This is a genomic window from Xenorhabdus ehlersii (genome assembly GCF_003610465.1).
In the GTDB taxonomy this organism is placed as follows: Bacteria; Pseudomonadota; Gammaproteobacteria; order Enterobacterales; family Enterobacteriaceae; genus Xenorhabdus; species Xenorhabdus ehlersii.
In genome coordinates, this window is the sequence record NZ_RAQI01000005.1 from 125167 (window position 1) to 138751 (window position 13585).

Consider the following 13585-nt stretch of genomic DNA (forward strand, 5'->3'; position numbering starts at 1 on the left):
GTAAACATAACGAGTGAAGATTAAAACGTGAATACACAACAGTTGGCGAAATTAAGAGCTTCAGTGCCTGAAATGAGAAAAGTCAGGCATATCCACTTTGTTGGCATCGGTGGTGCTGGCATGGGTGGTATCGCCGAGGTGTTGGCTAATGAAGGTTATCAGATAAGTGGTTCTGATCTGGCACCCAATCCTGTCACACAGCAATTGATTGCACTGGGTGCAACTATTTATTTTAATCACCGTCCAGAAAATGTGCGGGACGCTAGTGTAGTGGTGGCATCCACGGCTATTTCGGCGGAAAACCCCGAAATTGTGGCTGCACGTGAAGCGAGAATTCCAGTGATCCGCCGTGCGGAAATGCTGGCAGAGCTTATGCGTTATCGCCACGGTATCGCTGTTGCGGGAACACATGGAAAAACCACGACGACGGCAATGATTGCTGGCATTTATGCACAGGCGGGTCTTGATCCTACATTTGTGAATGGTGGGTTGGTCAAAGCGGCGGGCACGCACGCTCGCTTAGGTAGTAGCCGTTATCTGATTGCAGAAGCAGATGAAAGTGATGCTTCATTCTTGCACTTGCAGCCCATGATGGCGGTTGTTACCAATATTGAAGCCGACCACATGGATACCTATCAAGGGGATTTCGAAAACTTAAAGCAAACATTCGTTAACTTCCTGCATAACCTGCCATTTTATGGGCGTGCGGTTATGTGTATTGACGATCCTGTCGTGAAAGAACTGATTCCCCGCATTGGGCGTTATATCACGACCTATGGTTTCAGTGAGGAAGCAGACGTCCGTATTACCCATTATGAGCAGAAAGGCGCTCAGGGATTTTTCACTATCAGCCGATTGGATTTGCCGGATTTGCATGTGGTGTTAAATGCCCCTGGCCGCCACAATGCGCTGAATGCAACTGCTGCGGTTGCAGTGGCAACAGAAGAAGGCATTGATGATACCGCTATTCTGGCGTCTCTGGCCGAGTTTCAGGGAACCGGACGCCGCTTTGATTTTCTGGGGGATTTTCCTCTTAAACATATCAGTGGCAAAGAAGGTAGCGTGATGTTGGTCGATGATTATGGTCACCACCCAACAGAAGTTGATGCCACGATTAAAGCGGCACGAGCGGGGTGGAGTGATAAACGCATTGTCATGGTATTCCAGCCACACCGTTATACAAGAACTCGTGATTTATATGATGATTTTGCCAATGTCCTGAGTCAGGTAGATGTTTTATTAATGTTGGATGTGTATGCCGCAGGTGAAACACCGATCCCAGGCGCGGATAGCCGTTCTTTATGCCGTACTATCCGCAGTCGTGGCAAGTTGGACCCGATTTTTGTATCAGAGCCTGAACAAGTTTCAATCATTCTGTCGCAGGTGATAGAAAACAATGACTTAGTTTTGGTACAGGGTGCCGGTAATATCGGTAAAATAGCGCGCAATTTGGCTGAAACAAAATTGCAGCCATCTTTTTATGAGGGAGGACATCATGGTTGATAAAGTTGCTGTTCTGTTGGGCGGAACTTCCGCTGAACGCGAAGTTTCATTGCAATCAGGACATGCGGTTGTGGCAGGGCTGAAGGAAGCAGGCATTAATGCTTATTCAGTTGATACAAAAGACTTTGATGTGACTAAACTCAAAGAGGAAGGATTCAATAAAGTCTTCATCGCACTGCATGGTCGCGGTGGTGAGGATGGTACGTTGCAAGGTTTGCTTGAGTTTTTGCAAATTCCTTATACCGGCAGCGGAGTAATGGCATGTGCCTTGTCAATGGACAAAATGCGCACAAAACAACTCTGGCAGGGAGCAAAACTGCCTATTTCACCTTATGTCGTAATTAATTCTTCAAAATTTGAACAACTTAATGATTTTCAACTCAAAGAGTATGTTCAAGAATTAGGTCTGCCATTAATGGTTAAACCGAATCTGGAAGGCTCCAGCGTAGGGATGACTAAGGTGAATGAATATGCCGAATTGCGTAACGCCCTGGAGCTGGCATTTAAATACGATACTGATGTATTGGTTGAAAAATGGCTATTTGGTCCTGAATATACCGTCGGATTTTTGGGGGACGAGGCTCTTCCTTCTATCCGTATTCAGGCTTCAAACACATTTTATGATTATGATGCGAAATATATCTCCAACCAAACGCAATATTTTTGTCCAAGCGGTTTGAGTGCGGAAAAAGAGCAAGAGCTATTAGATATTGCCTCAAAGGCGTACAAGGTGCTGGGATGTCATGGTTGGGGGCGAGTCGATATCATGGATGATGGGAATGGTAATTTCTATTTGTTGGAAGCGAATACTTCCCCTGGTATGACCAGCCATAGCCTTGTGCCAACTGCTGCGCGTCAGGCTGGATTAAGTTTTTCTCAACTCGTAGCGAGAATTTTGGAGTTGGCTGATTAATATGTCGCAGGCAGCCCGGAATAGCCGGGAGCGGGAGGGTGAAACGCAGAGATCTCGTCCCAGTAATGGTTACTATCTGGCAGGGATTGCCTTCTTCTTGATGGTGGTTGGCACCATCATATGGGGGGGCTGGATGACACTGGACTGGATGAAAGATCCTAGCAGATTACCGCTCTCAAAGCTGGTACTGACTGGTGAGCGCCATTACACCACGAATGATGATGTAAGGCAGGCTATTTTGTCCCTGGGATCTCCAGGAACATTTATGACTCAGGATGTCAACGTCATTCAGGAAAAGATTGAACAACTGCCGTGGATCCGGCAGGTCACTGTTCGGAAACAATGGCCTGATGAACTTAAAATACATCTGGTAGAATACGTACCTTATGCGCGCTGGAATGATACCCAACTGTTGGATGCTGAAGGTCGGGTATTTAGCTTACCTATAGAGCGCAGTGCAAATGCGCAGTATCCGATGTTGTATGGGCCAGAAGGCAAAGAAAAAGACGCATTGAATGAATACCACACAATGGCGACTTTTCTTGGAAAACACCAGATGAAATTAAAAGTAGTGATCATGACTGCGCGTAATGCCTGGCAACTGATTTTGGATAACGATATCCGTTTAGAGCTAGGAAATCGAGATAAAATGGAACGAATGAAACGTTTTGTTGAACTTTATCCTGTGTTGTTGAGAAACACTGAAAAACGTGTGGCTTATGTTGACTTACGTTATGACAGTGGTGCTGCGGTAGGTTGGGCTCCTTTATTAACTGATACGCCTGTTTCAATGAACGGGCAAGAAAACAAACAGTGACTGGTAATAATACAGAGACAGGCAGAATAACGATGATCAAATCAACGGACAGAAAATTGGTAGTTGGCCTTGAAATCGGTACAGCAAAGGTATCTGCTCTGGTTGGTGAAATTCTGCCCGATGGTATGGTTAATATTATCGGAGTAGGAAGTTGCCCATCCCGCGGCATGGACAAAGGCGGTGTCAACGATCTTGAATCGGTCGTCAAGTGCGTACAGCGTGCCATTGATCAGGCTGAACTCATGGCGGATTGCCAGATATCTTCAGTCTATCTGGCGCTTTCCGGCAAGCATATTAGTTGCCAGAACGAAATTGGCATGGTGCCGGTTTCAGAAGAAGAAGTTACACAGGATGATGTGGACAGTGTTGTCCATACAGCTAAGTCAGTTCGTGTTCGTGATGAACACCGTATTTTGCATGTGATCCCACAGGAATACGCGATTGACTATCAGGAAGGGATCAAAAATCCAGTTGGACTCTCTGGTGTGCGTATGCAGGCGAAAGTCCACTTGATTACCTGCCATAACGACATGGCGAAAAACATCGTAAAAGCTGTAGAACGTTGTGGGTTGAAAGTTGATCAACTTATTTTTGCAGGACTGGCAGCAAGTTATGCTGTGTTAACAGAAGATGAACGTGAATTGGGGGTCTGTGTCGTTGATATCGGCGGCGGGACGATGGATATCGCTGTATATACTGGTGGTGCATTGCGTCATACCAAGGTAATTCCTTATGCAGGCAATGTAGTGACCAGTGATATCGCCTATGCGTTTGGTACCCCTCCCAGTGATGCTGAAACCATCAAAGTTCGTCATGGCTGCGCATTGGGTTCGATAGTGAGCAAGGATGAGAGTGTAGAAGTCCCAAGTGTGGGAGGACGCCTTCCTCGTAGCTTACAGCGCCAAACATTAGCTGAAGTGATCGAACCCCGTTATACCGAACTGCTGAACTTAGTGAACGATGAAATTTTGCGATTGCAGGAGCAATTGCGGCGGCAGGGAGTAAAACACCACCTGGCGGCAGGGATTGTCCTGACAGGAGGAGGCGCCCAGATTGATGGTCTGGTCGAGTGTGCTCAGCGGGTATTTCATACCCAGGTTCGCATTGGCCGCCCTCTGAACATCACTGGATTGACAGATTATGTGCAGGAGTCTTGCTACTCAACAGCGGTTGGACTTCTGCATTATGGCAAAGAATCCCACCTTGGCGGAGATTCCGATGCCGATAAAAGAACGTCAGTAAGTGGCTGGTTTAAGAAAGTCAGCAACTGGCTGAAAAAAGAATTTTGATTTTTTATACAGAGGCCATGACAATGTCGCCGGCCTCGATATAAAGGCACAAAACGGAGAGAAATTATGTTTGAACCACTGGAATTAACCAACGACGCGGTGATTAAAGTCATCGGCGTCGGCGGCGGCGGCGGTAATGCTGTGGAGCACATGGTGCGTGAGCGTATTGAAGGAGTTGACTTCTTTGCGGTTAACACGGACGCTCAAGCACTGCGTAAGACGGCTGTTGGTCAAACTATCCAGATTGGCAACGGCATTACGAAAGGATTAGGCGCTGGTGCGAACCCTGAGGTTGGTCGTACTGCTGCAGAAGAAGACCGCGAATCATTGCGTACTGCACTGGAAGGTGCAGATATGGTATTTATTGCCGCTGGTATGGGCGGTGGCACGGGAACGGGGGCCGCACCTGTTGTGGCTGAAATTGCCAAAGAACTTGGTATTTTGACCGTTGCTGTTGTTACTAAACCCTTTAATTTTGAAGGCAAAAAACGTATGGCCTTCGCGGAACAAGGGATCACTGAATTATCCAAGCATGTGGATTCACTGATCACTATTCCAAATGACAAGTTATTGAAAGTCCTGGGACGAGGCATTTCCCTGTTGGATGCATTCGGTGCAGCCAATGATGTTCTGAAAGGCGCGGTTCAGGGTATTGCTGAACTGATTACTCGTCCAGGTCTGATGAATGTTGACTTCGCTGACGTTCGTACCGTGATGTCGGAAATGGGTTACGCCATGATGGGATCAGGTATTGCACAAGGTGAAGATCGTGCGGAAGAAGCCGCAGAGATGGCTATCTCCAGCCCATTGTTGGAAGATATTGATCTTTCTGGCGCACGTGGCGTTCTGGTTAACATTACTGCGGGCTTCGACCTGCGTTTGGATGAATTTGAAACAGTGGGTAACACAATCCGTGCATTTGCTTCTGATAATGCAACGGTGGTTATCGGTACGTCACTGGATCCAGATATGAATGATGAGCTGCGTGTAACCGTTGTGGCAACAGGCATTGGCATGGACAAACGTCCAGAAATCACCCTGGTGACCAATAACAAGGCTCCTCAGACAAACCCGATGGAGCGCCGTTACCAGCAGATATCTGGCGGAATCTCTTCATTATCTGATGAGAACAAAACGGTAGCAAAAGTCGTCAATGACCAAAATGCACATACGAGTAAAGAGCCTGATTATCTGGACATTCCTGCATTTTTGCGTAAGCAGGCTGATTAATTGCTAAAAAATTGGCTTCTCCGCTTTTTGTGTTAAACTATCCTGCCAGTCATACATTATAGTGATTGGCGGGATAAGTAACATTGCGAGATATAAACGATGATCAAACAAAGGACACTAAAACGTATTGTTCAAGCGACCGGCGTCGGTTTGCACACCGGTAAAAAAGTCACGCTGACAATGCGTCCAGCGCCGGCTAATACCGGGGTCATCTATCGTCGTACTGACTTGAATCCTCCGGTTGATTTTCCGGCAGATGCCAAATCTGTGCGTGATACTATGCTCTGTACTTGTCTGGTGAATGAGCATAATGTGCGTATTTCAACAGTTGAACATTTGAATGCAGCGCTGGCAGGTTTAGGGATCGATAATATTGTTATTGAAGTCGATGCACCAGAGATCCCGATTATGGATGGCAGCGCTAGCCCGTTTGTTTTCCTGTTATTGGATGCGGGTATTGAAGAGCTGAATGTCGCGAAGAAATTCGTGCGAATGAAAGAAAGCGTCCGTGTGGAAGACGGTGATAAATGGGCTGAATTGGCACCTTATCATGGTTTCAGTCTGGATTTTACCATCGACTTTAATCATCCGGCGATTGATGCGAGTACCCAGCGCTATGGACTGGAGTTCTCTGCGGATTCGTTTGTTCGCCAGATTAGTCGTGCGCGTACTTTCGGATTTATGCGTGATATTGAGTATTTGCAATCTAAAGGCTTGTGCCTTGGTGGCAGCTTTGATTGTGCGATTGTCGTTGATGACTACCGTGTACTCAATGAAGATGGTTTGCGTTTTAAAGATGAATTCGTCCGCCATAAAATGTTGGACGCCATCGGCGATCTATTCATGTGTGGGTATAATATCATTGGTGCCTTTACTGCGTTTAAATCAGGCCATGCACTAAACAACAAGTTACTGCAAACTGTTTTAGCACAGGAAAGCGCTTGGGAATTTGTCACATTTGAAGATGAAGCTGAAATGCCATTGGCTTTCCGCGCTCCATCACTGGTGTTGGCATAATGGCTGACATGTGTATTGATAAAGAATGTTGAGAACATTCCTATGATGCCCCAATGGGTTATGCTATCTGTCACGCTTCTTTCGCTGATGTTTTTTATTCAGCGCTAACGCTTCTTTTTGGCTGTACTGGTACCCTCTCCGGCCAGCGCAGCCAACCGCTCCAATTTCCTTTTTAATTTTTCAGGGCTGTTTTCAGCCAATATCATTAATGTTTTTGCGCTTTCATGAGTGAGCTGGCGCTTTGGTAATTCCTGATTATCATTACTGAGTACTTTTGTTGATAATTTTGAGAATCCTTGTTCATTATTATCACACTTAACCATTAATGATGGGTTAATCCTGATGTCGATTGAGGATAAAGATGGTAGAATTTCGCTCCTCAATGTAGACAGCAAGACAGGAATTTCATAACGCAGCCGGGTCATCCAACTGGCATTTCCTGCTTCCAGTACCAGAATTTGTTTGCGATAATTGGCAACCCTGCACCATGGGTGCAATTGTGCAGGAAGCAAACTGAGAACGGCACGGTTGAGTTTCAATAATGCGATGGCATGTTGTTGAATGATTTGAAGTGGGCTTTTTCCGACAGTTGCCGCGTCTTCAAACAGCTTATCCAGTGATTGTGGGCGGCTATCTCGCATAATAAGGGCAGTTCCAGTATTTATTAATGAAGGATTAATGAGTATTTTAAATCTTTGGCGACAATTTGGTAGGCGTTATTTTTGGTCTCACCTTTTACTGGGCATGGTTGCTACAGGAATTGGTGTTCCTACTGTTTTCGCTGGAGTGGCAGAAAGTCTGCATCATACAAATACCTCTTCTGCCCAAGGAAGCCGTCACCAGGCATTTTCCTCTTTTGAGCACTTATTTAAATTACACTTACTCCAATTAAAAAGTGTCCAGCGCCAACCCGCTAATTATTTAAATTATTGGCAGCAACATGCCGTTCGTAATGTGATCCGTCAACTTTCTTTTGCTTTTTCGGTTGCAGAACCAATCAAGTACGAAGGCGCAAAAGAAAGTACCCGGATTTCTTCTCCATCCATGCAACAACTGATGCTGGATACGTTGCATGCTATGCTGACACAAGCACCAGCGCCATTTGAAGAAATGATCTCAGATGTTGCGCTGGCTGATGCCGTGCTTCCTGATACCCATACTCCAGCTCTCTGGATTGCTAAAGTTCAGGGAATTAGGGCAGGGCCAACGCTCAATCATCTATTTTTGCTTTAATGCTACTGCCTTATTTCAATGAAGTGTAATAAGGCAATTTTTAATAAATGATTGATTGGCTACAACAATAGCCCTATTTGAGATGTACTAATTATGCTGATTAAATTACTGACAAAGATTTTTGGTAGCCGTAATGACCGTACCTTGCGTCGTTTGCGCAAAGTGGTTGATGAAATCAGCCGCATGGAGCCGGATTTTGAAAAACTCTCTGATGAAGAACTGAAAGCGAAGACAGAGCAATTTCGTGCCCGTTTAAAAGAGGGAGAATCACTGGATAAAATTCTGCCAGAAGCGTTTGCTACTGTGCGTGAAGCCAGTAAACGTGTATTTGGTATGCGTCACTTTGATGTGCAGCTACTGGGCGGGATGGTCTTGAATGAACGCTGTATAGCAGAGATGCGTACAGGTGAAGGTAAAACACTGACCGCAACATTGCCAGCTTATCTTAATGCCCTAAGTGGTAAAGGCGTTCACATTGTGACCGTGAACGATTACCTGGCACAGCGCGATGCTGAAAATAACCGCCCACTGTTTGAGTTTCTTGGTTTGAGTGTCGGCATTAACTTACCGGGTATGCCAGCACCGGCAAAACGTGAAGCTTATGCTAGGGATATCACTTACGGTACTAACAATGAGTTTGGCTTTGACTATTTGCGTGACAATATGGCATTTAGTCCAGAAGAGCGAGTTCAACGCAAATTGCACTATGCGTTGGTGGACGAAGTTGACTCGATTCTGATCGACGAAGCTCGTACCCCACTGATTATTTCTGGACCTGCGGAAGACAGCTCTGAGCTTTATATCAAAGTAGACAAGCTGATCCCGAAACTGGTTCGTCAGGAGAAAGAGGATTCAGATACCTTCCAAGGGGAAGGACATTTCTCTGTTGATGAAAAAGCACGCCAAGTCAACCTGACAGAGCGTGGCCTGATATTGATTGAAGAGTTATTGGTGGATGCCAAATTGATGGATGAAGGCGAATCCTTGTATTCACCGACTAATATCATGCTGATGCACCATGTGACAGCCGCTCTGCGCGCTCATGCTCTGTTTACCCGCGATGTTGATTATATCGTTAAAGAAGGCGAGGTTATCATCGTTGATGAACATACCGGGCGTACTATGCAAGGACGTCGTTGGTCTGATGGCCTGCACCAAGCTGTGGAAGCGAAAGAAGGTGTTGAGATTCAGAATGAAAACCAGACGCTGGCTTCAATCACATTCCAGAACTATTTCCGTATATACGAAAAATTGGCAGGGATGACAGGGACAGCCGACACGGAAGCCTTTGAATTCAGATCCATTTATAAACTAGATACCATCGTTATTCCAACTAATCGCCCAATGATCCGTCAGGATTTATCGGATCTGGTCTATATGACAGAAGTGGAAAAAATTGAGGCGATCATTGAAGACATTAGAGAGCGGACAAGTAATGGGCAGCCTGTTTTGGTGGGGACAATATCGATTGAGAAATCGGAATTGGTGTCTAACGCATTAACGAAAGCAGGTATTGCACATAACGTTCTGAACGCAAAATTCCACGCATTGGAAGCTGACATCATCGCGCAGGCTGGTCAGGCTGGTACAGTGACGATTGCAACCAACATGGCGGGACGTGGTACAGACATCATGTTGGGGGGGAGTTGGCAGTCGGAAATCGCTAAATTGGAAGAGCCAACTGAAGCACAAATCGAGAAAATCAAGGCAGAATGGCAAGAGCGCCATGATGCGGTATTGGCAGCAGGCGGCTTACATATTATCGGTACGGAACGTCATGAATCACGCCGTATAGATAACCAGTTACGTGGTCGAGCAGGCCGTCAGGGTGATGCGGGTTCTTCACGTTTCTACCTCTCAATGGAAGATTCCTTGATGCGCATTTTTGCTTCCGATCGTGTGACCGGTATGATGCGTAAACTTGGTATGCAGCCAGGGGAAGCAATTGAGCACCCATGGGTGACTAAAGCTATTGCGAATGCTCAGCGTAAAGTTGAGAGCCGTAACTTTGATATCCGTAAACAATTGCTGGAATATGATGATGTTGCGAACGATCAGCGCAGGGCAATTTATGCTCAGCGTAACGACTTGCTTGATGTGAGTGATGTTAGCGAAACTATCACCAGCATCCGAGAAGATGTCTTCAAGGCAACAATTGATGCTTACATTCCACCGCAATCATTGGAAGAAATGTGGGATGTTGAAGGATTGCAAGAACGTTTAAGCAACGATTTCGATTTGAATCTGCCAGTCAAAGAGTGGTTGGACAAAGAGCCTGAATTGCACGAAGAAACATTGCGTGAACGTATTCTTGAGAAGGCGATAGAAGTTTATAAGCAAAAAGAAGAAATTGTCGGTGCAGAAATGATGCGTAACTTTGAAAAAGGCATCATGTTGCAAACCCTGGATACATTGTGGAAAGAGCACCTGGCAGCGATGGATTACCTCCGTCAAGGCATTCACTTGCGTGGTTACGCTCAGAAAGATCCAAAACAAGAGTACAAACGCGAATCTTTTGCCATGTTTGCCAATATGCTGGAATCACTGAAATATGAAGTGATCAGTACCTTGAGCAAAGTTCAGGTTAGAATGCCGGAAGAAGTTGAGGCGCTTGAACAGCAGCGTCGTGAAGAAGCTGAGCGTTTGGCAAAACAACAACATTTGAGTCATGAAGTTGAACAGGGTGCGTTGATGTCAAAGGCCGAAGCTCAAATAGCAACGGGAGAACGTAAAGTTGGACGCAATGATCCTTGCCCATGTGGTTCTGGTAAAAAATATAAGCATTGCCACGGTCGCTTATAAGTAGAGTGAGTTTATAAGCAAAAAATTCGTGCCAGTGGCGAATTCAGTTACCACTGGCATGGGTTAATTTATCGAAAACCCTTAGATCTTATTCTGCAAGAATATTCTTCAATGGAACTTGCTTAAGAAATAGATTTGAGGGTTTTGTCACAATACTAATTCCTGCATGTTGCCTACATTTTCAATGAAATTATCGTCGTGGGAAATAAGTACCATCGCTCCTGTATAATCATGTAGCGCTTTTTGCAGCAGTTCACGTGATTCAATATCCAGATGATTATCTGGTTCATCCAATAACAGTAGGGCAGGTGCATATGGCCCACAAAACAGGCAAGCCAGCGCGACCTTAAGTTGTTCTCCTCCACTGAGATAACCGATAGGTTTCAAGGCTTCCTCACCGCGAATACGCAATTGTGCCAACCGAGTACGGTAACGATCTTCTGTCCAGCCTGGTGACTGTAATTGAAAGTTATGTAGCGCAGATTGGTTTTTATCAAGGAACGAAAAATGCTGATCCATCAGACTGTGTGAAGAAGTGATACGACAGATACCCTGTTTCGGAACCAGTGAACCTGTCATTACCTTTAATAAGGTGGATTTTCCGCTGCCATTTTTACCTGTGATAGCGATCCGATCACCATTATTGATGGTTAAACTAATGGGAGTGCCGGAGCCGAAGGGCAGAATGACATCCTGAAGATAAAGTAACGGAGAAGTTGCTGCTTGTGGAGTCGCAACAGCGATTGACAGCGGATCGATAATTTCGAGTTTTGCTCTGGCTTCTGTAGCTAATGAAGAGCTGCGTTGCAATCGCTCTTCATTTTGTTTTGCTATCCGTGATAATGTTGCTTCTGAGCGTCCTAATGCGTGATCAAGAAGGATTTTAGCCTGATTGGCATTTTCCCGCCGTTGCTTACCCTGAATTTGCCTTTTGCTGATCTTCTCACGATCTTTTTGCTTATCACGTAAGGCTTGTTTTAGGCTTTTTCTGGTTTGCTCCACTTCACGTTGAATGTCCAGCTGGAGTTGCTCTTTACTTTCCAGCCAGATTTCCCATCCACCGATACTGCGGGATAACCCTAATCCGCTGAGTTCGTAAACAACTGATACATGCTGTAATAGTTGGCTATCATGGGTAACCAGCATAACTCCGCCATCAAAAGCACTTAACCATTGAACCAGCCAAAGGCGGCCTTGTCGATCAAGGTGATTGCTTGGTTCATCCAGAATCATAAAACCTGCGCTTTGACGCTTCAGCGCCAACAACCTGATCCGTGTTTGTTCTCCACCGCTCAAGGAATTAAAAGGTTGATTTAATACGCTTGGATTGAGTTCACCTTCTGCCAGTAAAGATTCAGTTTGAAATTGCCAATCCCAGTTTCCTTCCATAGCATCAAAATCTGCTTCATCACCAACCCCAGCCAGGACACGTTCATTGGCTTTCATGATTTTGGTTAATCCCAGCATATCCGCGGCATTACCGGAAAAAGGTGTTAAATCTTGTGACAAATAGCCCACCTCACAAAAATGTCTTACACTACCTTCTGTGGGAAGGGTCTGCTGTGCCAGTATTGATGCCAGCCAGGATTTACCAATACCATTGCGTCCAACTAACGCATGTTGTTCTGCATTTAAAAATATATCGATACCAGAAAATAGGGGCGTTGTTTCACCAGAAAATTGATAGGCGATTTGCCGTGCTTCGATCAATGATTGAACGTCATTTAGCATAAACCGTGCGTCCTTAATTCTTAAAATAGTTATTTCAATCTATTTGTAGGTTAATTTCTGACACTGTTTACAGCTTGTTTTCACATGATTTGTTTTTTCCAGAGAGGTAATTGGTAATAAAAAGCGATTACACTTTGCATGAAATACAAATTTGCGGCTTAAACTCATTCTAATGTAATCTGCAAGGGATAGTTACTTAAGTTGAATAATAGACGGTAAGAAAAGCGATTATGGAAAAAAAACATCTGCATATTGCAGCAGGTATTATTAAAAATAGCAATGATGAAATTTTTATCACTCAGCGTAGGGCTGATTCACATATGGGTGGTTTTTGGGAGTTCCCTGGAGGAAAACTTGAACAGGGAGAAACACCTGAACAAGCATTGATTAGAGAATTAAAGGAAGAAGTTGGGATCACAGTAACGCATTGTGAATTAATTGACACCATCAAACATGATTTTCCTGATAGAAGTATCACCCTTGATTTTTTCCTGGTTGATGAATGGAAAGATAAGCCGTTTGGTAAAGAAGGGCAACCTTCCCGTTGGGTTTTACAATCAGAATTAATTGCTGATGAATTTCCTCCAGCAAACCGTAGTATTGTCGGCTTTCTAACCCAAAATGGTTCACGCTAAAGGATTTTTAATAAATTAGGGTGGTTAAATCATTCAATATAAGCGGCGCCAAATAAAACAGGCACCGCTATAACATACGTTACGTGATATTACTTATATTATTCAGGCTGTTCGCTCCAGTTATCATTTTCTGAACAGTCACTTTGGCTTGCTATTCGTTTTTCTTCGCTGGCCCATTCACCCAAGTCGATTAATTGGCAACGTTTACTGCAAAATGGGCGATATGGACTAATTTCTCCCCATACTACCGTGTTGCCACACGTTGGACATTCGACAGTCAATACTTCAGACATAATACACTCTCCCGCTTGATTTGAAGGTCATACCCTCCATTCTCATATCGCAGCTTTGTTAGCTGAACTCATTGTTTCAGTGATGTATTGATAAATGCAGAGTTATATAAATACAGAATGAG

At 44.8% G+C, this 13585-nt stretch carries 12 protein-coding genes; 9 read left to right on the forward strand and 3 right to left on the reverse strand.

Annotated features, from left to right (window positions below):
• Positions 1 to 27: 27 nt before the first annotated feature.
• From murC to lpxC, 6 genes are all read left to right on the forward strand, one after another.
• Positions 28 to 1503: a UDP-N-acetylmuramate--L-alanine ligase gene (gene murC / locus BDE27_RS15320; protein WP_099131607.1), complete on the forward strand. Its 1476-nt coding sequence runs from the start codon at positions 28 to 30 to the stop codon at positions 1501 to 1503.
• Positions 1496 to 2416 (forward strand): D-alanine--D-alanine ligase, encoded by a 921-nt coding sequence (locus tag BDE27_RS15325; RefSeq protein ID WP_099131608.1) that lies wholly within the window; start codon positions 1496 to 1498, stop codon positions 2414 to 2416. Before murC ends, BDE27_RS15325 begins: the two co-directional genes overlap by 8 nt.
• A 1-nt stretch (position 2417) precedes the next feature.
• Positions 2418 to 3233 carry a cell division protein FtsQ gene (ftsQ, locus tag BDE27_RS15330; protein WP_099131609.1) on the forward strand — a complete coding sequence of 272 codons (816 nt, stop codon included), beginning with the start codon at positions 2418 to 2420 and terminating at the stop codon, positions 3231 to 3233.
• A gap of 32 nt (positions 3234 to 3265) precedes the next feature.
• Positions 3266 to 4522: a cell division protein FtsA gene (gene ftsA / locus BDE27_RS15335; protein WP_099131610.1), complete on the forward strand. Its 1257-nt coding sequence runs from the start codon at positions 3266 to 3268 to the stop codon at positions 4520 to 4522.
• Positions 4523 to 4588: 66 nt separating this feature from the next.
• Entirely contained in the window at positions 4589 to 5752 is a 1164-nt protein-coding gene (gene ftsZ / locus BDE27_RS15340) for a cell division protein FtsZ (RefSeq protein ID WP_099131611.1), read from the forward strand.
• 99 nt (positions 5753 to 5851) lie between these two features.
• Positions 5852 to 6769 (forward strand): UDP-3-O-acyl-N-acetylglucosamine deacetylase, encoded by a 918-nt coding sequence (gene lpxC, locus BDE27_RS15345; protein ID WP_099131612.1) that lies wholly within the window; start codon positions 5852 to 5854, stop codon positions 6767 to 6769.
• Positions 6770 to 6873: 104 nt separating this feature from the next.
• On the opposite strand, the gene BDE27_RS15350 is transcribed toward lpxC, so the two are convergent.
• Positions 6874 to 7410 (reverse strand): DUF721 domain-containing protein, encoded by a 537-nt coding sequence (locus BDE27_RS15350; RefSeq protein ID WP_099131613.1) that lies wholly within the window; start codon positions 7408 to 7410, stop codon positions 6874 to 6876.
• Positions 7411 to 7447: 37 nt separating this feature from the next.
• Here BDE27_RS15350 and secM point away from each other — a divergent pair, with 37 nt between their 5' ends.
• Positions 7448 to 8002, forward strand: a complete 555-nt coding sequence (gene secM / locus BDE27_RS15355; RefSeq protein WP_099131614.1) for a secA translation cis-regulator SecM — start codon at positions 7448 to 7450, stop codon at positions 8000 to 8002.
• A 93-nt stretch (positions 8003 to 8095) separates the two neighbouring features.
• Positions 8096 to 10804, forward strand: a complete 2709-nt coding sequence (gene secA / locus BDE27_RS15360) for a preprotein translocase subunit SecA (protein WP_099131615.1) — start codon at positions 8096 to 8098, stop codon at positions 10802 to 10804.
• Positions 10805 to 10951: 147 nt separating this feature from the next.
• On the opposite strand, the gene BDE27_RS15365 is transcribed toward secA, so the two are convergent.
• On the reverse strand, positions 10952 to 12535 hold the full coding sequence (locus tag BDE27_RS15365; RefSeq protein ID WP_099131616.1) for an ATP-binding cassette domain-containing protein: 1584 nt from the start codon (positions 12533 to 12535) through the stop codon (positions 10952 to 10954).
• Between the two features lie 230 nt (positions 12536 to 12765).
• Between BDE27_RS15365 and mutT the strand changes: the two genes are divergently transcribed.
• The gene (gene mutT, locus BDE27_RS15370; protein ID WP_099131617.1) at positions 12766 to 13170 is read left to right on the forward strand and encodes an 8-oxo-dGTP diphosphatase MutT; all 405 of its coding nucleotides are present in this window, start codon (positions 12766 to 12768) and stop codon (positions 13168 to 13170) included.
• Positions 13171 to 13268: 98 nt separating this feature from the next.
• Here mutT and yacG read toward each other — a convergent pair whose 3' ends face one another.
• The gene (gene yacG / locus BDE27_RS15375) at positions 13269 to 13463 is read right to left on the reverse strand and encodes a DNA gyrase inhibitor YacG (RefSeq protein WP_099131618.1); all 195 of its coding nucleotides are present in this window, start codon (positions 13461 to 13463) and stop codon (positions 13269 to 13271) included.
• Positions 13464 to 13585: the final 122 nt, after the last annotated feature.